Raw genomic sequence first — 24,895 nt, forward strand, 5'->3', positions numbered from 1 at the left:
CCGAGTTGTAGCAAACGCTCGATATGGTCGTCATCCTGAACGGAGTGAAGGATCCCCGTATTTGCGGTTGCCGTTGCGGTTGCCGTTGCCATCGTGGTTGATGTAGTCGTTGTAACTGCCGTTGCCTGTCCTTTTGTTGTCATCCCCGAAGGGGATCTGCGTTCGCATTTGTTTTAGTCTTTGCTCGAGTTGACCCCACTTTCTGGGTGCCCCATTCATCGCGCATTTTGCGATGAGTGGGAATGCAATCTTTCCCAGCCAACTGTTGCGGTTGCTCGTTTTGCTTGTCATTCTGAGCGAGCGGCGAGAAGCCTGTTCTAACCAGGCCTTCGCCGCCAGCCTCAGCTGTATCTCGCGCATGACGATCGTCAAAACGTCAACTTCCTACTTCGCCTGCTTTAGGCCCGCAATAACCGCAGCAACTTTATCGAGTATCTGGTTCCAGCCCTCGAGTTGACCGCTATTTTTCGCGCTCTCCATGGGTTCATTTCCAATGTGGGTAAGCTTCGTCTGGCCGTTGCCGAGATCCTCAAAGAGGGTCACGTCGTACGCGCCGTCTATAGCCTCATGTTCTATTCCTAATTGTTCAGGCTCGACCTTGTTTCCCTTCGAGTCCGAAAAGTACATGGAAGAAACGATCTTCTCGTGCAGAACAATCTCGTGGTACTCCACCGCATTCCAGAACTCCTGTCCATCCGGTGTCTTCATGCAGAGGAGAGATTTTCCTCCAACGCGAAAATCCATCTGACAAACCGGCGCAGTAAAGCCCTTCGGTCCCCACCACTGCATCACGTACTTCGGGTCTGTCCACGCCTTCCAAACCAACTCGCGTGGGGCATCAAAAACTCTTGTAACTACCATCCGCTCAACTTCGCTAACCGTGTTTTCTGTCATCTCTTGACCTCCTCTTTCTTCATTTGATTTACAACTACATCCAGCTTGTCGAAACTCTCTTCCCAGAATCGGCGATAGCTAATCGCCCAGTCGCTGACTGTCTTGATCGCCTCTGGCCTGAGCGTGCACACACTCTCTCGTCCACGCTTCGTCTTGATTACAATCCGCGCCCGCACCAGGTAGGCAATATGTTTTGAAATCATCTGCTGCGAGACTGCAAACGGCTCCGTCAATCCGTGCACAGAGGCAGGCCCACGGGAGAGTCGTTCGACCATCGCCCGTCGGGTTGGATCAGACAGAGCCGTAAATGTTGTATCTAACCTATCCACAACCAAATGGTAGTGGGTTTTCTGTGAATGTCAAGTCCGAAGATCATCAATACGCTCACCGGGAAGGACGGGAAGGATCGGTTAGCGGGAAGTCAGGTCATGGGAAAAGAGCTAGGTCTCCTCAACTCCTTCCAGGTCGACCTACCCCCACACGGCTCAGTCGTCTACTCCCTCCACGACTAACTGCCAGAGGTCACTTGCAGCAAACACTCTATAGGTCGTCATCTGCAACGTAGCAAACAAACAATCTCTACGGTCGTCATCCTGAACGTAGTGAAGGATCCCGGTCTTTGTTGTTGCTGTTGACTGTCCTTCTTTTCATCGACGTAAGCCATGATTTATAGGACGGGCGGAGCGGATAGTTTCCAGGGTAAAGGTTTCGCCTTCGACGTGAGGCCGAGCCGGTCACTTCCGAGAAGCGCGTTTTACAGGACTAACGCTTCGTTAGTGCCTTTGGGATCTTAATAAAAAAACGGTTGCGACTGCTAGCGAGGCTGCTATAGCCCATTTGACCCGAGTAGATGCCATTGATTTGTACCTTCGCTCAGGTTGAGGCAATGGATTCCCTGAAGTCGCGGCGAGTATCAAACGCGCGGCTAGTTCGGGGCTGTCCCACTGGGGGAAGTGGCCGCAGTTCGGGAACCAGTAGAGTTGCGCGTCCGGAAACTTGGACTTCGCCCGGGCAGCTTGACGCGGCAGACATACGTGATCGTCTACGCCCCAACCGATCACGAGAGGAGCCAGAACCGAGCCTTTGGGGCTGCCACGCTGCACCTCACCATGTGCCAGGTTTTTGAGGAGCTCATCGAAGGAAGGAGACGCTGCGAAGGACCGCATCTCCGTAAGCGCAAGGTCAGAGCGGAGGGACCAGGGATGTGCAGAGAATTGAGCAAACAGTGCGGTGCGACCCACTGGACTGCTCGTGATGGCGGGCATCACGGGCTGCAGCGCTCGGACCAGCTGCACTGACGCCGCCACTGAGTAGTAAAAGACGGGAACCTCCCAACCTTCCCAGAAACCTCCCGGATCCAGTGAAACAACAGCGCCGAGTACACCACCGCGCCGGACAAGCTCAAGAACAAGGCGTGCTCCCATCGAGCTTCCAACCGCATCTATGCCAAGTAGACCCTCTTCTTTCAAAAACTCCGTGACTGCATCGGCGAGCGTGCCAATGGATACGGAGCCGGATAGGGGCGGCGTTCGGCCATGGCCGGGGAGGTCAACGGCTATGACCTCACGGCCGCCCTTTGTGAGCCGGTCGATGACAAGCTCCCACGATGCCCAACTTCCGCCGATGCCATGTACGAGTAAAAGCGGTTTACCTGATCCGCGACGAACTGTATGAAACTTCATACTTCTTTGGATGCGCAATTTCTTACGTTACTTCGTTTTTCTTTGATCCCCAATTGAACGACCTGGCTTTGCCGACATGCTGCGCGACTTCAGCATTGCATCCCCGCGTCACTCTGCCTTGTCGGCACCCGCTTGCCGCAGCACATGGGGATCTCGCGCATTACTCACGATTTGCCTCTATGCATCCATGACGAAACTCGTATGGCGTCTTGCCATGGACAAGTCCCATCATGTTGCCGGTGCTCGGAGAATGTGCGTCGAAGTACCGGCGTAGTGTTTACGCTCCGGCCTGGAGCTCTTCCGAGATCCTCTGCGTTATTTTTACGTGCTCTTTAAACACGGCGAGCGAGAGTGTCCCGAGATGCCGTCCCTGGCCTTCTGCCATGTCGCTTTTCGGGGGAGCCGGATGCCCAAGATAAGCCTGGGTCAAATCCCGGAGTTCTATATGGTTTTCCAGCTGAGCCGCAATGTAAGCCTTGTCAAACTCCGGACCGGTCGGAGCATTCTTAATTTTTTCTAGCGTTGCTTTTGCCTTCGTGGTCATGGTTGGTACTGGCGTGTCGAGTTCCTTTAGCACGGTCGTCACGGCGATCGCTTCAGTCAGTTCAAATCCGGCGAACTCCTTGGCGTCGGCCCTGGATGCGCGCTCGACCGCGATCTTGCTTGTCACCAGCGAAAGTTCTGCGCGACCAATGACAGCCATCCCGAACTCTTTCACATTACTGGGGTTCATCATGTGGGCACCGGGATCAGTGCCAATCGTAGGGTTATCCTGCGCGAGACTATTGGGAGCGGATGAGAGCGTTAAGCCTGCAAGCCCCAGGCCGGCGGCGGTCGCGCCTTTGAGAAAACTCCGACGGTTAGCACTCATATGGTTCGGCTGGTTCTGAACTGCGGTCACATTTTTTTTCATAAAACTCCTGGGTAAAATTGCCGTTGATGTGTATCGAAAAGTGAAAATGCCTGCGGTGCTACTCGAAAGTAGGATGCCCCTTGAGATTAGGTGCAGCTGAGATGGCAAAACCCGTTTCAGTGGGATCAACCTGAAAGTAAGTTCAGAAACCACGCGGGCACACGAAAGAGGACTGGTGGGCCGACGCGGCTGAAGAAGCCTTGGCGCGCGATATTCAAAGCGCGCGGTTCACATAAAGTTGCTTCCCGCCGTTCTTCGCCTTAGTATCGCCCCAGGGGCATGGCGAAGATAGACCTCAATCAAGCGCGATCCACCGAAGCTGAACGTCTCGTCTCGGCGGGCAAAGCCGACGACGATGACGCCTTCGAACTCAAGCTGCGCCCCACGCGCCTCGCCGAGTTTATAGGTCAGGAAAAAGCCAAAGAGCAGTTAGCCATCGCCCTCGAAGCAGCAAAGTCACGCGGCGAAGCCCTCGACCACGTCCTCCTCTTCGGCCCTCCCGGCCTCGGCAAAACGACTCTAGCCACCATCATCGCGAACGAGCTAGGCGTCGGCTACCAGCAAACCTCAGGCCCTGCCCTCCAGATCCAGGGCGACCTGACCGCCATCCTCACCAACCTCCGCGAGAAGCAGGTCCTCTTCCTCGATGAGATCCACCGGCTCCAGCCAGTCCTTGAAGAAAAGCTCTACACCGCGCTGGAGGACTACAAGCTCGACATCATCATCGGCCAGGGCCCCGCCGCTCGCACCCACGTGATGGAGATTCGCCCCTTCACCTTCGTGGCCGCCACCACGCGCCCCGGCCTGCTCTCCTCCCCGCTACGCAGCCGCTTCGGAATCCTTCTCCGCTTGGAGTTCTACACCGACGACCAGCTCCGCTTCGTCGTCGAGCGCTCCGCCGAAGTCCTCGGCGTTCCCATCGACCAGGATGGCGCGGCCGAAATCGCCATGCGCTCCCGGGGCACCCCGCGCATAGCCAACCGCCTGCTGCGCCGCGTCCGCGACTACGCCCAGGTTCGCGCTAAAGGCGTCATCGACCGCCCCACGGCGCAAGCTGCTTTGTCACTCCTCGAAGTAGACGCCCACGGCTTCGACGAACTCGACCGCCGCCTCCTCCGCACCATCATCGAGAAGTACGACGGTGGCCCCGTAGGCCTCAACACCCTGGCCGCTGCGTTAGCTGAAGAGCAGGACGCGCTCGAAGAGGTCTACGAGCCATTCCTCATCCAGATCGGCTTCCTCGACCGCACCCCAAGAGGCCGAGTTGCAACCCGCCTTGCCTACGAGCACCTGGGTATAGAGATGCCTCGCAAGCTAAGCCTCTTTTAGCCCCGACCAACGGGAGGACGTAGGCACCGAACCGACCAAGACCGGTACACAAGTCACGAAGTGACCGCCCTCCGCGTAGGAGGCCCGTCCGGCAGGACAGCTTCATTAGCACTTCAAAAATAAAGTTGAAAAACGTGGCATATTTTTCGTCGCCAAATCTGTGGTGTTTCCAGCCACACATTCACCACGATCTACACCACGTTTCACCATCCAAAACACCACGTTACGACACCACAATTTTGCAAAAACCCCTGCAAACCACCACAACAGAAAAAACTCCGCCAACAGAACCGGAAAATTACTGCCGCAAGGTAGCCGGAGCGAACTCCGTGCTGAGCATCTTCGGCGGTCCAGTCAGGTAGTAGGTGGGAATCTTCGGGAACTGCTCCTCCACCAGAATCAGCGTTCGGAAATCAAAGCTCTGCACCTCGGCTCGCGACTCCATGTGATTGCGAACAATCGCACCGCACAGCGCAGTCACAAAGGTCTGCGGGTCGAAGGTGTGATTGGTCTTAGGCTCGGTATGCTCTGGCAGCGGAGGAAGCGGCTGACCAGCCGGATCTTCAGGAAACGGAGTGATCTTCGTCTCGAGATTGAACCGGACGGTGCGAGCGTTGGCTGCGCGGGCGGCGGCATCGGGATGAGATTTACCTGCGCCTTTGCTGTAGTAGTCCACGTAGAAGCGTGTGAAGCGAAAGAGCTGCTCGGCGTAGGTTGGAACGTAGGGGCTGATAAGGTGCTCGTGCTTTGCAAATGCCACCGCAACAGGAGACAGCGCAAGATCGTTCTGCTGGTCGTCGAACTTGGCGTTTCCGAAGGCCGGACCGTGGTGAAGCTTGTCGCAGATGAAGGTGCTCTGAGCTTCTGCCAGCGAGATATCGCGGGTGTAGATGCGCTCTTCGCGGGTATACGGTTTGCCGTCCACGCGGCGGCAGGACTCCGGGTTCAGGAACTGATCGTGCCATATCAGGGAGACGTGATCGCTGGTGACGCCGGTGTCGGTTTCGAGTTCGGTGGCAAGATGGTCGAGGCCGGATTCGAAGGATGGGAGTGTGTTTTCCGGGCGCAGACCGCGGCCTCCGCGATGGGCCGAGACGACAAAGGTCTTGAAGTATTCCGCTTCTTCAGGGTGAGCGGCCTTTTGCTCGGCAACGACCTGCTGCAGGATGTTGGGATAGTCGGAGATGATGCCGTCGACGCGAAGATCAATCAGAGCGCGCATCTTTGCCGGATCGTTCGTGGTCCATGGAATAACTCTGAAGCCGGCCTTATGCAGCTCGGCAACGTTCACAGGGGGATTGGCGCCCAGCAGAGTTGCGTCGACGGGAGAGAGCACCGGAGTCTGGGCGTTATGCGCCTTAGCGTGCTTGTCGGCTGCGGTCATGAGTCCAACGAAGGGATTTTGCATAGGAGCCTGCTGGGCGGTAAGGGTCGCGGTGGTGAGAAGGAGACTTGCGGCGGATAAAACCGTTCGTGTGGAGGTTAACATGAGGGCCCATGATAGTGGGTTGAAGTTGCTTTGGTGTGAACGCGAAGGGTTGGAGGATCACATTTCGCGGTCCCACAATGACCAACTTATGAGATGAACTCTCCATGTGCCGATCCGACTTCGCAGTATCCACAGATGGCTTCCGAGGAGTTGTCTCGGAGCGGGGTCTTCCGTGGAGGAGAAGATGGTTTTGTAGCTTGCTGTCAGGTAAGCGATCTCGTTGGACCCTCGGATGCAACGGTCGGTGATTTCGATGGAGTGGATCTTTGTCCCCGCGGGCGTCATCTTCGCTGCGACTGCGGGGCGTCCGAGCACGGGCTGGGCGTCAGGCGGCCACAGTTCGATGTCATCGGCGCATAGTGCCATCAAGCTGTGATCTTCTCCGGCGACTTCGTGCGCGATCCAGTCAGAATGGATTCGCTCAATCTCTCGGATGGCGTAGTTTGTGAGTTTGCCCATATGCCGAACAGGGATAGCAGATGCGGTTCTCGCGGTGCAAGGCGTTATTTGCCTTCTCGAGCGTCTCGATCGCTTACGTCTCCGAGGTCGCTTTGCTCCAGCGCAGCCTTCGCTTCGGCCTGTACTGTGGCCTCCATCCAACCTTGCAGGATGACGACTGCTGCGACCTGATCGATGACATACTTGCGCTCGCGGCGGCGGTGTCCGGCTTCGTTGAGAATCTCGTGTGCTGCGACCGAGCTGAGGCGTTCATCCCAGAGCTGCACGGGAAGGCCGGAGCGCTTTTCGAGCTCTTCGGCGAACTCATGCACCTTCGCGGCCCAGGGACTTACCTCGCCTGACATATGCAGCGGGTTACCGACCACAATCTTGACTACTTCATGCTTGCGAATCAGGCGTAGCAGGCTGCGCAGATCCTCGCCGCGGGTCTTGCGCCACAGCGTTAACAGAGGCTGCGCCGTGTATCCGAGCGGGTCAGAGAGCGCGACGCCCACACGAATCTTTCCCACGTCCAACGCCATCACGCGGCCGGTCGTCATACGCTCAGTCTACCGCTGCTTCATGGGAGACCTGGTGCGGAGACCCTGGTGCGGGTTAAGGTTCGAATTCAGGGCTTCCGATTCAGGAGCGCGGCGAGATTGCCGTGGTGGGCTTTCAGCTTTGCTTCTGCGGTGGGGCGGTCGATGGAGAGCTTCTGCATCACGATGGCGGTCTTCACGGTGCCTCCATCGGTAAGCAGTTTTGCGGCGGCGGGCTGGTCGATGCCGGTGGCGGCCATGAGGATGCGCTGGGCGCGGTCGACGAGTTTGATATTGGTGGTCTGCATGTTGACCATAAGGTTGCCGTAGACGGCTCCCGTCCTGATCATGACGCCGGTGGAGATCATGTTGAGGATCAGCTTGGTGGCGGTGCCGGCCTTCATGCGCGTGCTGCCGGTCAGGATCTCGGGTCCGGTGATGGGAGCGATGGAGATCTCCGCAACTTCGGCCATCGCGGAGTTGGGGACGCAGGTGAGGGAGATGGTGAGTGCGCCTAGTTGGCGAGCGTGCGTGAGGGCTCCGAGGACGTAAGGAGTGCGTCCGCTGGCGGCGATGCCGAGGACAGTGTCGTTGGCGGTGAGTGAGTGAGCTGCGAGGTTTGCGGCTCCCTGTTCCGGGGAGTCTTCGGATTGTTCGCTGGAGTTGCGGAGGGCGCTGTCGCCACCGGCGATGATGCCCTGAATGAGGGTTGGTGGAACCGAGAAGGTTGGAGGACACTCACTGGCGTCAAGTACGCCGAGACGGCCGCTGGTGCCTGCGCCGATGTAGAAGAGGCGGCCGCCTTCCGCGAAGCGCTTTGCGATGGCGTCGATGGCTTTAGCGACTTCGGGAAGGACGGCGGCTACGGCGGCGGCGACCTTGGCGTCCTCTGCGTTGATGAGGCGAAGCATGTCCAGAGTGGGGAGTTCGTCGATGTGTTCGGTGAAGGGGTTGCGGGCTTCGGTGGCGAGGTTGGCGAGATTCATGGGTGACTCCATGATGGAGGAAGAGGCGGCATCGCGCTAGGGTTGAATCACGACGTGGCACCTCGCCGTCTTTGTGGCTCCCGGCCGGCGACGATTCCGGTTGCTTTAGACTGCGGCGTAAAATCTGTGCCGAAGACGAAGGAGGAGATATGCCGAAGCGAGAGTTTTTAGCTCTAGTGGCGTGCCTGTTGATGGCGACCGTAGCAGGTGCGAAGAACAAGGCTGAGAAAAATGTGCCGGATTACATTCTCCGAGCGAAGACCGTAAATGTGATGGTGGATCCTGGAGCGGGTATCGATCTGAAGGATCCGCGAGCCAATCAAGTGGCGCAGAAGGATGTTGAGACGGCGCTGTTGAACTGGGGAAGGTTTCAGCCTGTGATCTTCACCCAAAACGTGGATCTGATTATCGTGATTTGCAAAGGGCACAAGCAGGTTGTGGATACGACGATCAGTGATCCTCGCCAGAATAATCGGGCGGGTGTGATTGACCCGACGGCGAATGGTGTGTCGGTTGGGGCGCAGCATGGGAACGGGGCGGGAATGCCGGATGCAAGCTCGCATGAGCCGACACATCCTCAGACGGAGATTGGGACGACGGAGGACACTTTTTTTGTGTACAACGGCGATGCCGAGAGGCCTCTCGAGGGCCCGGTGGGATGGAGCTATGTCGCGAAGGATGGACTTCGTTCGCATAATGTTCCTGCTGTGGAGGAGTTCAGGAAGGCGTTGGCTGCGGCAGACAAGGCTGCGGCTGCGAAGCATCCCTAGTTCGCATGGTTTTCTCTAACTTTCGAAGTGTTTGGGTGGATCGGAGGTTCGAAACCCGTAAAATAGAAGAGATACGCAAAACGCAAAGGACGACCGAGGCAGATGGCAATGGGAACGCAAGAGATTTTGGCTGGACAGGTTGAAGTGGCGGCGAAGGCGGCTGGGCTGGTTGTGGTTTCGAGCGCGACAGGACAGGATTTTTCAGGGAACCCGACGACGCGGTTCATGCTGGCACTGGCTGCGGACCACTCGAAGACTCAAGTGCTTGAACTGAGCGACAAGTTCGATTTCAGCCGGGCGGATATGCTGGCCGAGGTTGGGGTTTATCTGGGGGAGACGGCGAAGCGGCTGAAGAATCCGCAGCAGGATTATTATCTGACGCTGCATGGGCTGCCGCTGAGCTTTGAGAAGTTTACGTGGCCGTTCCACGCGTCGACCTCGGGTGCGGATACGTTCCTGGTGCATGGCGAAGTCCATCTGCAGGATGGCGAGGGAAGCCCGCTGCATGCGAAGGTGGCGGCGTCGATGACGGTGACGTTTGCGGAGATCGTGAAGGCTCCGGAGCAGCCGTTTGCTGAGGGATTTATCTATAACGCGGTGCGAAAGACGATGGATCAGGGGCAGCTGGAGCTGGTGAAGAGCGGGAATCGGCAGCCTGTGCCGGTGACGACGCGGTTCTATAGCCCGTGGAAGAAGCGATTCAACTTCAACGACACGACCGAGGGGCAGCGGCAGGAGTATCTGGCTGCGAAGGTGTTCTGGCTGTCGGGCGTGCTGGGCGGCGGACAGCCGGTGTGGCTGCTGGATCCTCGGGACGCGCAGTATTTGAACACGACTGTGGAGGAGCTGAAGAAGACCGCGGCGGCACTTGCGGGCGAAGGTCTGATTCACCTGGCGGCGGATACCGAGTATGCCACGCCCACCGAGGCTTTGATGGGACATCGTGCGCAGTATGCTGCTGAACTTGCGCATGCGCTGGCCTTCATCAAACCTACGTTCAATGAGGATATGCGCGGCGGCCATACCAATATGTAGCTGAAGAATGTGGGTTCAACTACCCTGCATTTTGAGAGGTAACGCAACGGTTCTCTGTGAATTTGCCAGTAATTGCCGGGTTATGATAAGTTCCGTCTGGCCTTCCGGTGCATCTACTGACTGGAAGGAAAGAGGAAACATGATGAAGAACCTAACTCGAATGGCAACACCACTGATTGCAGTGGTACTTATGAGCGGTGCAACACTTTTCGCACACGCTCAGGCAAACCAGGCACCCACCACCGAGAGCCGCAGCTGGAATACGCCTCCTGCAGGTACTGAGCAGGCGCAGTCAGCCTACCGCGACGGAGTTGAGGCGGCTCAGTTGGACATGACCGCAAAACGCAAGATCGACGCGAAGGCGTCTCACCTGTACGTTCATCCTCCGGTCAAGGGAGCGGCGCGTGATGAGTACCGCTCGAACTTTACCGCTGGATATGAGGCTGCGGTGAAGCACAACTCAGGCGTTTAGTCGCCGCGGTAAAACTCTGCGAGGTCAAGAAACGAGAGGGCTCCTTAGGGGGCCTTTTCTTCTGCGTTGCGCGAGGGATGCGCTCCGCTGATTTTTCTCCAGCTAAACTCTTATAAGGGCGACAAAAAAGATCCTTCATTCATTCAGGACGTTTGGTTAGGACGCCTCGCCATACGCATGTCCGACAACTTCGCACAAACCGTCAAGCAACAGGCCGACATCGTCCGCATCATTGGGGACTACCTCAAGCTGCGCAAATCCGGCGCCCAGAACTATACCGGCCTGTGCCCGTTTCACAAGGAAAAGACGGGATCTTTCTCGGTCAACGCCGTCCACGGCTACTTCTACTGTTTTGGCTGCCACGAAAAAGGTGATGTCTTCACCTTTGTGATGAAGCTGGAAAACATTAGCTTTCCGGAGGCTATTCGCGTGGTGGCCACCAAATGCGGCATTCCTCTCCCCAAACGCGAGTTCAGCTCCCCCGAGGAGGCCCGCGAAGCCGGTATTCGCCGCCAGCTTGTGGATATTCACGAGGCCGCGACGCAGTACTTTGAAGCAGCTCTCAAAGCTCCGGAAGCCGCACGTGCTCGCGAGTACTTGACTGGACGCGGCGTTACGGCTGAGACCATCGCAAAGTTCCGCATCGGCTTTGCCCCCGACGACTTCAACCACATGCGCAACGCTCTGAAGCCGCACTTCAGTGAAGAGGTGATGCAAGCCAGTGGCCTGTTCAAGTCGAAGGAGCAGGCCGACGGTAGCCAGGGACAACTCTACGCGGGCTTCCGCAAACGAGTCATGTTCCCCATCGCCAACGAACAAGGCAAGACCATCGCCTTCACCGCGCGCGCCCTTGACGCCCAGGACGAAAAGGGCCGCGACATCGCAAAGTACGTGAACTCTCCAGAGACCGCGCTCTACAGCAAAGGCCAGGTCCTGTTCAACCTTGACAAAGCCAAGGCGGAGATCCGGAGCCTCGGCTTCGCGCTGCTCGTGGAAGGCCAGATGGACTGTATCTCCGTCTACATGGCGGGCATCAAGGGCGTTCTTGCGACCTCCGGTACCGCCTTCACAGAAATGCAAATTCGTTTGCTCAGCCGATTTACCAAACGCGTCATTGTTAACTTCGACCCTGACACGGCCGGTACCGCGGCCACGGAGAAGTCCATCGCGCTGCTCACCGAAGAAGACTTCGAGGTAAAGGTCGTCACCCTGGAAGGAGGCCTCGATCCGGACCGCTACATTCGCGAACATGGCATCCAGCAGTACATGGCGGCCCTGCGCAGTGCGAAGCGCCACTCGGACTACCTGATCGACCGAGCACGCGAACAGTTTCCCGGGCGAACCTCCGATGCCAAGGTGAAGGCTCTCAACTTCCTCCTTCCTCACATCCGCCGGATGCCGAATCGCATTCAGCGGGACGAGTTCGCCGCGGATGCTGCGCAAAAACTCTTTATCGACTCTGCGATTCTGCGCCAGGAGCTCAAACAGGCTGCAGCACAACGCGTCGAAAGCGTTCGCTCCCATGCCCACGACCCCGCAAGCGAGACCGAGCGAGTGCTTCTCCGCGCGCTCGTTCTTCCCGAAGGTGACCCGGCTCGTACTCTAGCCGCCGAACAGCTCACCCAACATCCTGAGTGGTACGAGAGTCTTCCGTCGGCTGCGTTACTGGAGTCTCTTGCCAACGCTCCAGTTCCCTCTAACCCTCTCGACGCTGCTCCTGATGAACCCAGCCGCATTCTTCTGGCTCGCACTCTTCAGGACACAGAAGACTCTGATAGCGCCCCCGCCAACGCGCAATCCATGACGGAGCGCGTAGAAAACACGCTCGAAACGCTCAAATATCGTCAGCTCGAACGCCATCAGCGCGAGCTCCGAAGTTTGATTGCCGAAGCCGACCGCCGAGGCGACCATGAAATGCTGGCCAACCTGACTGCGGAGAAGATTCAGATAGACCGAAGGCTGAAAGAGTAGTAACTCATCTTCATCTCTTCATCATTTCTCAGGAACATCCTTCCGAGCAGCGGGTTAGAAGAAAGTAGACTTGTCCTGTATCTAGAAAACAAATCTCAATTATGAGCATGGACGTCTCCACAAAGCGAAGGCTGATGCTCGGCTTCCTGACCAACTGGGTGGGGAAACTCTCCTCGACCGTAATTCAGTTCGTCCAGATCCCGGTCTTCCTCCACTTCTGGAGCGTCCCCCTCTATGGCGAATGGATGATCGTCAACTCCATTCCTGCGTATCTCAGCTTCAGCAACGTCGGCTTCGGTTCAGTCGCAGGCAATGAGATGACGATGCTGATTGCCCGCGATGACCGAGCTGCTGCGCTGCGCGTCTTCCAGAGTTGTTGGTGGCTGATTGCCCTCATCTGCACTGCTACGATCGTTCTGCTTTCGGGAACCCTGTACTATCTACCGGCTTCTCGCCTGCTCAGGCTCACCACGCTGGGGGAGTCCGATACCAAATGGATCATCTTCTATCTTGGAGTCTCCGTGCTGCTTGGGCAGTTGGAGCAACTGCTGCAATCTGCTTACCGCGCAGTTGGCCGTTATCCCTATGGCACCTTCCTCAAGAACATGTTTTCCCTGTTCGCTTTTGGCTGCATGATCGGAGCGGTCGCTCTAGGCGCGGGGGCACGTACGACGGCGTTTGTATTTGCCTCGGTCAACGTGGCTATCACCATATTTTTCTGCATTCTGGTGCACCGCGACATTCCCTGGATCGAGTATGGGTGGCAACATGCCAGCTTCGCCGAGATTCGCAAGCTTGCCCGCCCGGCCTTTGCTTATATGGCGTTCCCCCTGGGCAATGCCCTGAGCCTTCAAGGCAGCCTGCTTGCCGTCGGCTATGCTCTTGGGCCCACCGAGGTCGTCATCTTCAGCACGGCGCGCACCGTCTCGCGGGTTGCGCTTCAGATGGTCCAAATGGTCAACACCACCTTCGAACCGGAGATGTCGATCGCCTTTGGGGCGGGAAACTACGAGTTAACCCGCACCCTGCTCCGCCGCGCCTGCCAGTTGGCTCTTCTCGTCGCGCTGGTCCTGGTTCTGGTTATGCTGAGCTTCGGCCCATGGTTCCTGGTTCATTGGACGGGTGGCCACGTGCCGCCCAGCCGACCGCTCCTCAGCATTCTTCTCGCCGTCGTTGTCCTCTACGCGCTTTGGTCCACCAGCGGCACCCTGATGACTTCAACGAATCAGCATCAACGGCTGGCAACCTACTACATCCTCGGCACCAGTGTCGCCTGCGTCCTGTGCTACCTGATGTCGCGAACCTACGGCCTCTATGGAGCAGCCGCCTCGCTTCTGATCTCCGAGATCGTAATGAATTTGTACGTCGTGCCTGCCTGCCTAAAGATCGCCCACGATACCCTGCCGGCTTTTTTGGCTAGTATGCTCCACTTTCCGTCGTTCTTGCGGCCCGCTTCGCTTCTGGCCCGGATCCGTCGCTCCAGACCTGGCTTCGAAAGCTAAGATTACCTGCTAACCCCCTGATTCTTCATACATCACCACATACATCTGCAAAAAAAGACCACTTTTCAGAGCCCTACCCCCGGATATAAGAACAAACACGGCCAAGTTGTTATCTCCCGGACTGGGTTTCCCTCAGAATCATTCGCAGGCCAGACCATCTACCACCTGCGTTGCAGCCATTGCCACCATGACTACGGTTCTGCCGGCAAAGATATTCACCTGCGTCGCTGTCCAATTCATCAAAACGGCATGAAAGGCGAGTCACTTCGTGAGTCACCGCCGAATCTTTTTTCCTCCGAATGCGTCTAACCATTGTGGTATCCTGTGATTCGCTGGGGAAGTGTGCCTTCGAATGCCCAGACCCTCTTTAGGGTCACCGGGCTTGCCAACGCGGTCTAAACCGCAATCTGCTCCCTGCCCATTACGTTACAACCAAGGGATCAGTCCGCCTGAATACCACAAACGACACAAGCGGCATCCCAATTATCAGAATCTTTCGCAGGAGTGCGCACAGCCGTGGCTGAAGAAATTGACAAGTACGAAGACGATATAGACAAGCTCATCGACACCGGGAAAGAGAAGGGATATCTCACCTATGGCGAGGTTAACGACCTTCTGCCTGGAGATATCACCACCCCCGACGATCTCGATGATCTTCTTACCACCATCAACACGCAGGGCATCGACGTGCTTTCGGGAGAAGAGCGCGCCAGTGGCCGCGACAAGTACGAGCCGGAAGCCGGGGAAGAGTCCGATGACGTAGAGCTCGACCTGTCGCCCGGTACGCTCGAAAAGACCAACGATCCTGTCCGCATGTACCTCCGCGAGATGGGTACCGTTCCTCTGCTTACCCGTGAGGGCGAAGTCGAGATCGCTAAGCGCATCGAACGCGGCCAGCTTCGCGTCATGAAGGCTATCTCGCGCTCGCCGATTGTCATTCGCGAGATCGTCGGGCTTGGCGAAGATCTGCGTCGCGGCGTTCGCAACATCAAGGAAGTCGTTACCTTCGACGAAGAAGAGCTTACCGAAGAGATTCTGCAGGCTCGCGTTCGCGCCACTGCCGGCCGCATCGACGTCATCGTCAAGCACCAGAAGAAGCTCCACGCCCTCGAAGAAAAGCTTGAAGCGCCCGCAGGCAAGGATGCCAAGGCCAAGGCAAAAGACACCCGCAAGACCCGCTGGCTCATCGGCCGCGAACACGTTTATATCAACCGCATCGTTCGTGAGCTGAAGTACACGAACGGTGAGAAGAAGCGCCTGCTCGACAAGGTCAACAAGACGGTTGACGCCATGCGCACCCTCGAGCGCCAGATCAAGACCCTCGAGGTCAAGCACGAGGCCTCCAAGTCTGAAGAGCTGCGCAAGGAGTATCGCCGCCAGCAGAAGAACTGCCGCACCGATCTCGAACGCGTCGAAGCCGATGCGGGCATCTCGCTGGTCGATCTGAAGCGCACCCAGCGCGAGATGATCCAGGGCGACATGGACGCTGAGCGCGCCAAGCGTGAGCTCATTGAAGCTAACCTTCGCCTCGTCGTTTCGATCGCGAAGAAGTACACCAATCGCGGGTTGCAGTTTCTCGACCTCATTCAGGAGGGCAACATCGGCCTCATGAAGGCGGTCGACAAGTTCGAGTACCGTCGTGGCTATAAATTCTCAACCTACGCCACCTGGTGGATCCGTCAGGCCATCACTCGTGCCATTGCGGACCAGGCCCGCACTATTCGTATCCCGGTGCACATGATCGAGACGATCAACAAGCTCATTCGCACCTCGCGTCAGCTGGTGCAGGAGCTTGGTCGCGAAGCCTCCTCGGAGGAGATTGCCCGCCGTATGGACATCCCAGTCGCGAAGGTCCGCAAGGTTCTCAAGATCGCGCAGGAGCCCATCTCGCTCGAGACGCCCATCGGAGAAGAGGAAGACTCGCACCTTGGGGACTTCATCGAAGACCGCATGGCCGTGTCCCCGGCGGACGCCGTTATCAGCGTTAACCTGAAAGAGTACACCTCGCAGGTGCTGCGCACCCTGACCCCGCGCGAAGAGCGTGTGATTAAGATGCGTTTCGGCCTCGAGGACGGCTCCGAACACACGCTCGAAGAGGTTGGCCAGTCCTTTCAGGTCACCCGCGAGCGCATCCGTCAGATAGAGGCCAAGGCACTCCGCAAGCTCCGTCACCCCAGCCGCAGCCGTAAGCTAAAGGCCTTCGTCGACGGCGTCAAGGACATGTAACTCCGACCATCACAATTTAAAAACAATAAGGGGCGACAGCGAAAGCTGCCGCCCTTTCCTTTGCAGCAAAACAAACGCCATCTCCCGACCGACGGGAGGTCCAACCGAAGGGGTACACAAGTCACGAAGTGACCGCCCGCGCGCAGCGGGCTCGTCCGGCAGGACAAAAGATTTATAAGTTCTCTCTCTACTTCTGCGATGATAGGAAAGATCGATCAGCACCCCGGAGGACCTCCCCACCGCATGACACTCCCCACGCCGGAGCCTAACCGTCTCCACTACTGGCTGCGTCGTCTCTGGCCCATTTACTGCTTTCTTGCTGCCCTCGTTACCTTCGGCTACGCGCTCTACGACCCTTACCAGATCGACGGCGACGCGGTCTCCTACATGGATATTGGCGACCTCATCCGCGCACATAACTGGCACGGCGTCGTCAATGGTTACTGGAACACGCTCTACCCTGCCGCGCTGGCACTGGGCCACACTCTCTTCCACGCTACTCGCTTCACCGAGCTTCACGCCTACTACATGGTCAACTTCGGCATTTTTCTGCTGGAGATGCTGGCTATCGTTGCTTTCACCGACGCTCTCGTCCAACTACGCGATCTCCGCGAAGACTCGGCCGCCACACTAAACGCTACATCCTTTCTTTCCGCATCTTTCGTTTTAGACCGCTACGCCCTCCGCTACCTCGGCGTCGCCCTTCTCATCATCTCCACCCAGCGCGAACTCAGCATGGGCAAGGTTCGTCCCGACGCGCTCCTTCAGGCCTTTCTGCTTCTCGGCGTGGCCGCGCTCTTGAAACATCTCGCTACAAGCCAGCTACGGTACGCCGCACTGATGGGCGTCTTTCTGGGTTTTGCTTATCTCGCCAAGTCCTTCGCATTCCTCTTCACCTTGCTCTCCGTTCTCGCACTGATTCTTTTTCGCGCCCTGTGGCAGCGGCATTCTGCCAGCAAGATCGTAGCGGCAAGTCTTCTCACGTTGGTTTGCTTCTCGGTGATTGCGGGTCCATTTATTGCGGCCCTCTCCAGGCAAAAGGGGCGCTTCGACTTCGGCGACTCCGGCACTCTCAACTACGCGTGGTTCATCAGCGGCACAGAGAAGATGCATCTCCAGCCGAATCAGACGTCGCTCTTCGGCGCATCCGAGGTTCACCTCAAACACCCTGAAAAACAGCTACTGCAATCGCCCGGCATCTTCAGTTATCGTCAGCTTCCTTACGGCACCTATCCCGACTGGTTTGACAACTCGTTCTGGAACGACCAGGTTAAGGCGCACATGAACCCACGCATCGAGATCGTCGTCGTCGGCCAATGCATCGTGCGCATCATTCGGTACATCGCAAATCACCCCGAGGCATGGCTCCTCCTTGCACTTCTTCTGCTTATGGGAGGACGCTTGTCCAGAGACTGGCAACCGTCTTCCAACGCCTTCTGGGTCGCACCATTTCTTCTTGGCCTCGGGGTTCTCGGGATCTACGGTATGGTGAACATCGAGGACCGCTACATCACCATCGGCCTTCTCGCGATTCTATTGCCTCTCTTTGCGGCACTCCGTCTTTCGACTGCCGTTCAAGCCTCTGCCACGCGCACAGCGGCCTCGGCAGCTGTTGTTCTGCTTGCGCTGTTGGCTGTCGGCGAATCGGCTCGTACGGTCGGAGAACTTCGTCGAGAGCTGCCCTCCGCCGGACTACCGGCAGGCTGGTACAGCCCGAGCATCTTTGGGGCTGCCCACGCACTCAACGACATGGGCGTAGGACCAGGCGATACGGTCGCGTGCATCGGAACCACTGCCTGTCTCTACGATCCTTATTGGGCGCGGCTGGCCGGTGTCCGCGTCCTCACAGAGATCTATGTGCCAACTACGCCACTCTACCCCTCTTATGCTGCGATGCCCAACCGCGACGAGGTCATTGACGTCGTGCGCCGCCAGGGCGACAAGGTTTTGATCGGCTACTTCACTCCTGGTCTCATGACCGGTACGAACCCCATCTCTGCGGGTTGGCATGAGCTGGACAGTTCTCCTTTTTACGCGCTTCCTCTTAACCTTCCGGCGGCGGCCCCAGCGGAAAACCCTCACCCCTGACGCGGCTAGTCCCATATCATCACTTTGGTACATGCAAACCATGAGCGATCTGACCGTAACTATTCTTATGCCATGCTTGAACGAAGCAGAGACGCTAGCCTTCTGCGTTCGTCAGGCGGTTGCCGCTCTCCGCGATAACAATGTTGCTGGCGAGGTTGTCGTCGCCGACAACGGCAGCACTGACGGCTCACAACAGATCGCCACCGAGGAAGGTGCTCGTGTCGTCAACGTGCCCACTCGCGGCTACGGGGCAGCGCTCATTGCCGGGATCGAGGCAGCCCGCGGCAAGTACATCCTGATGGCTGATGCCGATGCGAGCTACCACTTCGAACATCTTCCCCGCTTCCTGCCAAAGCTTGACGAAGGCTACGATCTCGTCATGGGAAACCGCTTCTCCGGCAGCATTGAGCCTGGAGCGATGCCGCCGCTTCACCGCTACCTCGGCAATCCGGTTCTCTCCTCCATTGGCCGCATCTTCTTCCGCATCCCGGTTCGCGACTTCCATTGCGGACTGCGTGCCTTCCGGCGCGATCCTATCCTCGCACTAAACCTTCGCACCACAGGAATGGAGTTCGCCTCGGAGATGGTGGTGAAGTCCTCTCTCGCCGGACTGCGCATGACGGAGGTTCCCACCACACTCTCTCCCGATGGGCGCAGCCGCCCCCCCCATCTGCGATCCTGGCGCGATGGCTGGCGTCATCTTCGTTTTCTTCTTCTCTTCAGCCCCAGGTGGCTCTTTTTGATTCCAGGCGTCGTCACCTTCTTTGTTGGCATCCTTCTTTCTCTGTGGCTCATCCCCGGCCCGCAGACTGTGGGGCGATGGACCTTCGACGTTGACACTCTCACCTATGCGTTGGGCCTTGTCCTTATCGGAGCGCACATCTCCGTCTTTGCAGTGAGCGCACGGGTCTTCGGCACGCAGGAGGGATTTTTGCCGCCGAACCCAGAGTTTGAGCGCATTTTTAACTACATCAATCTCGAAGTCGGGTTGTTGTTCGGAGCAGCACTTCTTCTCGTTGGTCTGGGAATCCTTGGCTATGCCATCCATATCTGGCACGGCGCGGGATTTGGGAACCTCTCGCCCCAGCGCATGCTGCGTCTTACTCTGCCGTCAGCAACCTGTTTTATGTTGGGGGTGGAAGCTATATTTGGCAGCTTTTTTCTCAGCCTGCTTGGGATGAACCGCCGGTAGGGACAGAACTTATTTGCCTGCAGCGCGGACCGGAGCTTGGCTCCCCCAATGTGTCTCCGTACAACCATCGAGGGATATCTTGCAGATTTCTCGGGGGCCTACCGTACATTCGTGCGGAACTTCCGCCGAGGTCGTGGGTTTGTACGGAGAGTAAAGAGCGAATGGCCGATTGCGATTTCAGGCCGTTCAACAATTTTGAGCAGCGGCGGCCAAGGCGCCGTGAAGCCAACCAAAGGATGTGTATATGAAATTGACGAATTTAGTCCGTAAGTTTGTGGTCGGCGCGGCTCTTGCGCTTTTGCCCGCAGCTTCTTTTGCAGGAGTGTTTATCTCGGTGGGCTTTGCACCGCCGGTGTTGCCGGTTTATACGCAGCCGATCTGCCCGGGCGATGGCTATCTTTGGAATCCCGGCTATTGGGCGTATGGCGATGAAGGCTACTACTGGGTTCCGGGTGTGTGGGTTCGGCCTCCGCAGGTTGGACTTTTGTGGACGCCGGGCTACTGGGGATGGGGCGGTGGTGCTTACCTCTTCCACGCCGGTTATTGGGGGCCGCATGTGGGCTTCTATGGCGGGGTGAACTATGGCTTCGGTTATGGCGGCGTTGGTTTTGGCGGCGGCCGCTGGGTTGGCAACAGCTTTGCGTATAACACCTCGGTCGTCAATGTGAACCGGACGGTAATTCACAATACGTACGTCGACAATACGGTGATCAACCATACGACGGTCTACAACCGTACGAGCTTCAATGGCGGGACCGGCGGGATACAGGCTCGTCCTTCGGCGCAGGAGGCTTCATTTGCGCGGGAGAACCATGTGGCGCCGACTGCGGAGCAACAAAGCCATGTGCAGATGGCCCATGCGGACCGCAGCAACTTCGCATCGGTCAATGGCGGTCATCCTCAGAATGCAGCTTTCTCCCGGCCCGGAGTGCGAGCGGCGAATCAGCAGCAGCGTATCGGGCAGGGTGTGCAGTCGGGTCAGCTTACGGCTCATGAGACTGGCAACCTGGAGCACAGGGACGCAAGCATCAATCACCAGGCAGCGGCTGACCGCGCGGCGAACGGCGGACATCTGACTGCGCAGGAACATCAGCAGATCAATCAGCGGCAGAACAACGTCAGCAGATCAATCAATAACGACAAGCACAACGCAAACACGCAGGAACATCCACATGCTGAGGCGCGCGAAGGGCATCGGTAGGCGGTATTAGAGCGAAACGGGAGCGGCCGGTGTAGGTTTCGCCGGCCGCTCTTTTTTTGCCTAGAATCTTAGGAATGCTTACGGAACAGATGGACCGGGTGGTAGTGGTACTGGTGCGTGCGCGCAATCCGAACAACATCGGCGCGGTGGCGAGGGCGATGCATGACTTTGGCTTTCGCCATCTGCGAGTTGTGAATGAGTATGCGGTGCCGTTTGAGACGGCGCGGTCGGCGGTGGATGCGTCGGAGGTCTTGGCTGGGGCTGAGGCGTATATCAGCGTTGCGGAGGCGGTAGCGGATTGCACTCTTGTGGTGGGGACGACGGCAGTGGGGGAGCGGGCGCTGCAGCATCCTTTGCATACCCTCGCTGACGCTGGAGAGAAGATCGGTTCAGCGGCGGCCGGTGGGGGACGGGTTGCGGTGCTATTTGGCTCGGAGAAGACCGGCCTTAGCAATGAGGAACTGAGCCACTGTCATTGGCTGCTGACGATTCCGATGGCGGATCAGATTGGGATTCGGCATCCTTCGATGAATCTTGGGCAGGCGGTAGCCGTTTGTCTGTATGAAATGGTGCGGAGGAAGGATTCGGTTGTTGCCGATGCTGTGGATGCGGCGGCTGGTGCTGGAGAGGTAGAGCGGCTGACGGCGCTGTTGGGCGATGTGCTGGAGGCGACGGGTTATACGAGACGGCATCTTGCGAACTCTGATGAGGCTCAGATCCGGCGGCTGGTGTTGCGGATGGATTTGACGGCGAGTGATGTGCCGGTGTGGATGGGGATTCTGCGGCAGGTGTTGTGGCGGGTGCGCGGGGGCTGAGGGCGCGCAGGAGAGGTAATAGCAGTCAAAGGTTTTTTAAAAATTAAGCGCCCGCGACAACACGGCAGATTCCTAGGGATGGCAAATGGAACAACATCTGCAGTAAGCCGACGAGGGCCACGATTCCATATATCACGTAGGCTTGGCGGACTGTAGACTAAGCGTCATTCGTAACAATTTTCGTGAGGGTATGCGTCCGGAGGCTTGAGGCATGTTTGTGAAGAATCGATTGTCGGTGATTTCGGTTGTGGCGGGGTGCTGCCTGTCTGCGAACGGAGCAGCGCAGGGTAGACAGCTTACAAACGAGGACTATGCCCGCGCTGAGAAGTTTATGGGGTACAACGTGAATGCGCTGGTATATCACGGCGTGGCACGGCCGACGTGGATGGCAGACGGGCGGTTCTGGTATCGCGACAATGGGCCGGAGGGGATTACGTTTACCCTGGTCGATCCTGGGAAGGGGACGAAGGTGCCTGCGTTTGATCAGGCGAAGCTGGCCGCAGCGCTGACGAGTGCGACAGGCGGCAAGATGAAGGCGGATGCGTGGCATCTGGTGATCTCAGAGATTGAGTTTTCGGATGGAGACAAGACGGTTGTTGTGGGGAGTGGCTCCCGGAGGTTTCATTGCGACCTGAGTGGTGCGGGCGTATGCACGGAGGTGATTGCGCCGGGCGGAGAGCAGGCGGCAAACAAGATTCACGGAGTTCTCTCCCCGGATAAGACAAAGGAAGCTTTTATTCGCGATTGGAATCTCTGGATGCGCGATGTGGCTACGGGTAAGGAGGCGCAGCTGACTACCGATGGCGCGAAGGATTATGGGTATGCGACCGATAACGCCGGCTGGACGATGAGCGATAACGCAATCCTGGTGTGGTCGCCGGATGGGAAGAGGATCGCCACGTTTCAGCAGGATCAGCGAAAGACAGGCGAGATGTACATGGTGCCTGTGACGAATGGGCACCCGGAGTTAAAGGCGTGGAAGTATCCGCTAGTGGGCGATAAGGATGTGACGATGATTGAGCGGGTGATCATCGATGTCGATGCCGCGAAGGTAATTCGGTTGAAGATGCCGCCGGATCAGCACCGGTCTACCTTGTGCGATGACGTTAGCTGCCGTGGCGGGAGTGGGTGGGACGACGTACAGTGGGGCGCGGATGGCAGGACGCTGGCGTTTGTCTCTACATCGCGTGACCACAAGCAGGAGTGGATGCGGATCGCAGATGCTTCGACGGGCGAGGTTCGCGAGGTGATGGGCGAGACCGCACCGAAGTTTTTTGAGAGCGGCAATGACAAGGTGAACTGGAAGTATCTATCGAAGACGAATGAGCTCTTGTGGTTCAGCGAGCGAGATGGCTGGGGGCAGATGTATCTGTATGACGCCGCGACCGGCAAGCTGAAGAACCAGATTACGCATGGCGACGGGAATGTGACGCAGGTGCTGCGGGTGGATGAAACAGCGCGGAAGATCTACTTTCTCGGCGTGGGGAAGGAGCAGGGGCGCGACCCTTACTTTTCGCACTACTACAGCATTGGGTTTGATGGAAAGGGGATGAAGCTGCTGACTCCTGAGAATGCAGATCACGCGGTGACGGTGTCGGAGGATGGGAGGTACTTTGTCGATGTTTATTCGACTGCGACCGAGCCGCAGACGGCGGTGGTGCGGGATGAGAGCGGCAAAGTTGCGGTGGATGTAGCGAAGCAGGATATCTCGAAGCTGGTAGCTTACGGTTGGGTTCCTCCTGTGCCGATTGTGGTAAAGGCGCGGGACGGAAAGACGGACTTGTACGGTTACATGTTCAAGCCGACGAACTTCGATGCCTCGAAGAAGTATCCAATTGTGAACAGTGTTTATCCGGGACCGCAGACGGGATCATGCGGTGGACGGGGGTTTGCGGCGGCGCATCGGGATTGGCAGTCGCTGGCGGAGCTTGGGTTTGTTGTCGTGTGCATTGATGGAATGGGGACGCCGTTCCGGTCGAAGGTGTTTCATGAGTTTTACTTCGGCGACCTGGGAGACAACACGATTCCGGACCAGGTAGCTGGGATGAAGGAGCTGGCGTCGAAGTATCCGTGGATCGATATTGAGAAGGTGGGGATGTACGGGCACTCGGGCGGCGGAAATGCTACGGCTGCGGCGATGTTTCACTATCCCGATTTCTTCAAGGTGGGGATTGCAGAGAGTGGCAATCACGATCAACGCGACTACGAAGATGATTGGGCAGAGAAGTGGAATGGTCTGCTGGTGAAGAATGCCGATGGGACGACGAACTATGACAGTCAGGCAAATCAGTATGTGGCTAAAAATCTGAAGGGTCATCTGCTGCTGGCGCATGGTTCGATGGACAACAACGTGCCACTGAACAATACGCTGCTTGTGGTGGACGCCTTGATTAAGGCGAACAAGGACTTTGATCTGCTGATTATTCCTAATGTCGCGCATGGCTATGGCGAGGCGAGTCAGTACATGACGCGGCGGCGGTGGGATTACTTCGTGAAGAATCTCGCGGGGGATGTGCCGCCGCATGAGTATGAGATGAAGTCTTATGCTGCGGCGATGGCGGCGGCGCGTTCGGGCCCGGGCGATGCGGAGGATGATCAGTAGAGAGGGTTAAATGTGAATGGCCGGCAGAGTGATTTGCTCTGCCGACCATTTTTGCTCAATTATTCGACGATCTTGCCGTCGTTGCTGGAGGTGTTCGACGATTTCGCTGAAGAGACCTGCCAGCCGTTGCTGGTATTGGTGAGCGTGGCCCGGGCGTTCTGAGGCGCGGCGAGTTCGGTTTGGAGTTGAGGGTAGGCGTTTTGGGTTTCAGCAGCGGTGGCCCATCCGGCCGCATCGGCTACGGTGTAGTGGTAGTTGATCTGGGTGGTGGCGCCTACGGCGTCGGTGGTGGGGGTGGAGCTGTCGATGCTTGAGACTTTGCGGTGGCCGTAGCAGAAGTTTCCGTAACCAGGTTGGCTGGTGTCAGCGGTCCAGGCGGCGCGGCCTTTGTCGGAGAGGTCGTAGTTATTGACCTGCTTGCTGGCGATGATGAACTTCTTCTTTTCGGCGGTGGTGCGGACTAAGAGACCCTGATCGACCAGGGCATCGTAACTGGAGGTTTTACTGGCGTCAGAGGTATCGGCCTGGACTGGGAATTTGATCGGGTCGGACCAAAGGCAGGCGGGATGGGCCGAGTAGTAGGTATTGATCGCGCTGGTGAAGTTGACGGTGTTGTCGGCTTTTTTGTTACAACCGGTTGCGAGGAGTGCTGCTGCTCCACAGAGGGCAGCTGCGCGGAGGGTGATGCGGATGTTTTGGCGGGTCATTTCAAATGTCTCCTGAGATCTTATCTTTGCCTGGCTTGGCTTCA

Annotated in this window: 23 protein-coding genes; 13 read left to right on the top strand and 10 right to left on the bottom strand. The window is 57.6% G+C overall.

Annotation, left to right across the window (positions count from 1 at the left end; translation table 11 throughout):
- Positions 1-30: 30 nt before the first annotated feature.
- From RBB75_RS08495 to RBB75_RS08505, 3 genes are read right to left on the bottom strand one after another with little or no spacing between them, the layout of a single operon-like run.
- Entirely contained in the window at positions 31-372 is a 342-nt protein-coding gene (locus RBB75_RS08495; RefSeq protein ID WP_353070170.1) for a hypothetical protein, read from the bottom strand.
- Between the two features lie 12 nt (positions 373-384).
- Positions 385-894, bottom strand: a complete 510-nt coding sequence (locus RBB75_RS08500; protein WP_353070171.1) for an SRPBCC family protein — start codon at positions 892-894, stop codon at positions 385-387.
- A complete protein-coding gene (locus RBB75_RS08505) occupies positions 891-1,223 on the bottom strand; it encodes an ArsR/SmtB family transcription factor (protein ID WP_353070172.1) in 333 nt (110 codons plus the stop codon). Before RBB75_RS08505 ends, RBB75_RS08500 begins: the two co-directional genes overlap by 4 nt.
- A gap of 27 nt (positions 1,224-1,250) precedes the next feature.
- Between RBB75_RS08505 and RBB75_RS08510 the strand changes: the two genes are divergently transcribed.
- Entirely contained in the window at positions 1,251-1,406 is a 156-nt protein-coding gene (locus tag RBB75_RS08510; protein WP_353070173.1) for a hypothetical protein, read from the top strand.
- 261 nt (positions 1,407-1,667) lie between these two features.
- Here the strand turns inward: RBB75_RS08510 and RBB75_RS08515 are convergent, their stop codons facing one another.
- Together RBB75_RS08515 and RBB75_RS08520 are read right to left on the bottom strand one after the other, a co-directional pair.
- On the bottom strand, positions 1,668-2,576 hold the full coding sequence (locus tag RBB75_RS08515; RefSeq protein ID WP_353070174.1) for an alpha/beta fold hydrolase: 909 nt from the start codon (positions 2,574-2,576) through the stop codon (positions 1,668-1,670).
- 277 nt (positions 2,577-2,853) lie between these two features.
- A complete protein-coding gene (locus RBB75_RS08520) occupies positions 2,854-3,489 on the bottom strand; it encodes a DUF4142 domain-containing protein (RefSeq protein WP_353070175.1) in 636 nt (211 codons plus the stop codon).
- A 279-nt stretch (positions 3,490-3,768) separates the two neighbouring features.
- On the opposite strand from RBB75_RS08520, the gene ruvB reads away from it, so the two are divergent.
- Entirely contained in the window at positions 3,769-4,818 is a 1,050-nt protein-coding gene (gene ruvB / locus RBB75_RS08525) for a Holliday junction branch migration DNA helicase RuvB (protein ID WP_353070176.1), read from the top strand.
- A 298-nt stretch (positions 4,819-5,116) separates the two neighbouring features.
- On the opposite strand, the gene RBB75_RS08530 is transcribed toward ruvB, so the two are convergent.
- The 4 genes from RBB75_RS08530 to murQ all read right to left on the bottom strand — a co-directional run bounded on the left by RBB75_RS08530 (position 5,117) and on the right by murQ (position 8,270).
- Positions 5,117-6,307 (bottom strand): glycerophosphodiester phosphodiesterase family protein, encoded by a 1,191-nt coding sequence (locus RBB75_RS08530; RefSeq protein WP_353070177.1) that lies wholly within the window; start codon positions 6,305-6,307, stop codon positions 5,117-5,119.
- 57 nt (positions 6,308-6,364) lie between these two features.
- A complete protein-coding gene (locus tag RBB75_RS08535; protein ID WP_353070178.1) occupies positions 6,365-6,766 on the bottom strand; it encodes a nuclear transport factor 2 family protein in 402 nt (133 codons plus the stop codon).
- Between the two features lie 44 nt (positions 6,767-6,810).
- Positions 6,811-7,305, bottom strand: a complete 495-nt coding sequence (gene ruvX / locus RBB75_RS08540) for a Holliday junction resolvase RuvX (protein ID WP_353070179.1) — start codon at positions 7,303-7,305, stop codon at positions 6,811-6,813.
- A 68-nt stretch (positions 7,306-7,373) separates the two neighbouring features.
- The gene (gene murQ, locus RBB75_RS08545) at positions 7,374-8,270 is read right to left on the bottom strand and encodes an N-acetylmuramic acid 6-phosphate etherase (RefSeq protein ID WP_179640399.1); all 897 of its coding nucleotides are present in this window, start codon (positions 8,268-8,270) and stop codon (positions 7,374-7,376) included.
- 149 nt (positions 8,271-8,419) lie between these two features.
- On the opposite strand from murQ, the gene RBB75_RS08550 reads away from it, so the two are divergent.
- The 11 genes from RBB75_RS08550 (at position 8,420) to RBB75_RS08600 (ending at position 24,144) form a co-directional block, all read left to right on the top strand.
- Positions 8,420-9,040, top strand: a complete 621-nt coding sequence (locus RBB75_RS08550; RefSeq protein ID WP_257031295.1) for a hypothetical protein — start codon at positions 8,420-8,422, stop codon at positions 9,038-9,040.
- A 102-nt stretch (positions 9,041-9,142) separates the two neighbouring features.
- On the top strand, positions 9,143-10,075 hold the full coding sequence (locus RBB75_RS08555; RefSeq protein WP_179640400.1) for a hypothetical protein: 933 nt from the start codon (positions 9,143-9,145) through the stop codon (positions 10,073-10,075).
- Between the two features lie 139 nt (positions 10,076-10,214).
- A complete protein-coding gene (locus RBB75_RS08560) occupies positions 10,215-10,547 on the top strand; it encodes a hypothetical protein (protein ID WP_353070180.1) in 333 nt (110 codons plus the stop codon).
- 177 nt (positions 10,548-10,724) lie between these two features.
- A complete protein-coding gene (gene dnaG / locus RBB75_RS08565; RefSeq protein WP_179640401.1) occupies positions 10,725-12,518 on the top strand; it encodes a DNA primase in 1,794 nt (597 codons plus the stop codon).
- Between the two features lie 101 nt (positions 12,519-12,619).
- Positions 12,620-14,020 (top strand): lipopolysaccharide biosynthesis protein, encoded by a 1,401-nt coding sequence (locus RBB75_RS08570; RefSeq protein WP_179640402.1) that lies wholly within the window; start codon positions 12,620-12,622, stop codon positions 14,018-14,020.
- 516 nt (positions 14,021-14,536) lie between these two features.
- The gene (gene rpoD / locus RBB75_RS08575; RefSeq protein ID WP_179640403.1) at positions 14,537-16,246 is read left to right on the top strand and encodes an RNA polymerase sigma factor RpoD; all 1,710 of its coding nucleotides are present in this window, start codon (positions 14,537-14,539) and stop codon (positions 16,244-16,246) included.
- Between the two features lie 243 nt (positions 16,247-16,489).
- The gene (locus RBB75_RS08580; protein ID WP_353070181.1) at positions 16,490-18,334 is read left to right on the top strand and encodes an ArnT family glycosyltransferase; all 1,845 of its coding nucleotides are present in this window, start codon (positions 16,490-16,492) and stop codon (positions 18,332-18,334) included.
- Between the two features lie 40 nt (positions 18,335-18,374).
- Complete coding sequence (locus RBB75_RS08585) at positions 18,375-19,526, top strand: glycosyltransferase family 2 protein (RefSeq protein WP_218884875.1); 1,152 nt, start codon at positions 18,375-18,377, stop codon at positions 19,524-19,526.
- A 244-nt stretch (positions 19,527-19,770) separates the two neighbouring features.
- Entirely contained in the window at positions 19,771-20,727 is a 957-nt protein-coding gene (locus RBB75_RS08590) for a YXWGXW repeat-containing protein (protein WP_179640406.1), read from the top strand.
- Positions 20,728-20,801: 74 nt separating this feature from the next.
- Positions 20,802-21,542, top strand: a complete 741-nt coding sequence (locus RBB75_RS08595; protein WP_353070182.1) for an RNA methyltransferase — start codon at positions 20,802-20,804, stop codon at positions 21,540-21,542.
- Between the two features lie 211 nt (positions 21,543-21,753).
- On the top strand, positions 21,754-24,144 hold the full coding sequence (locus tag RBB75_RS08600) for a S9 family peptidase (protein WP_353070183.1): 2,391 nt from the start codon (positions 21,754-21,756) through the stop codon (positions 24,142-24,144).
- A 59-nt stretch (positions 24,145-24,203) separates the two neighbouring features.
- Here RBB75_RS08600 and RBB75_RS08605 read toward each other — a convergent pair whose 3' ends face one another.
- Positions 24,204-24,851 (bottom strand): hypothetical protein, encoded by a 648-nt coding sequence (locus RBB75_RS08605; RefSeq protein WP_353070184.1) that lies wholly within the window; start codon positions 24,849-24,851, stop codon positions 24,204-24,206.
- Positions 24,852-24,895 lie beyond the last annotated feature (44 nt).

Source organism: Tunturibacter empetritectus (assembly GCF_040358985.1).
Lineage (GTDB): Bacteria > Acidobacteriota > Terriglobia > Terriglobales > Acidobacteriaceae > Edaphobacter > Edaphobacter empetritectus.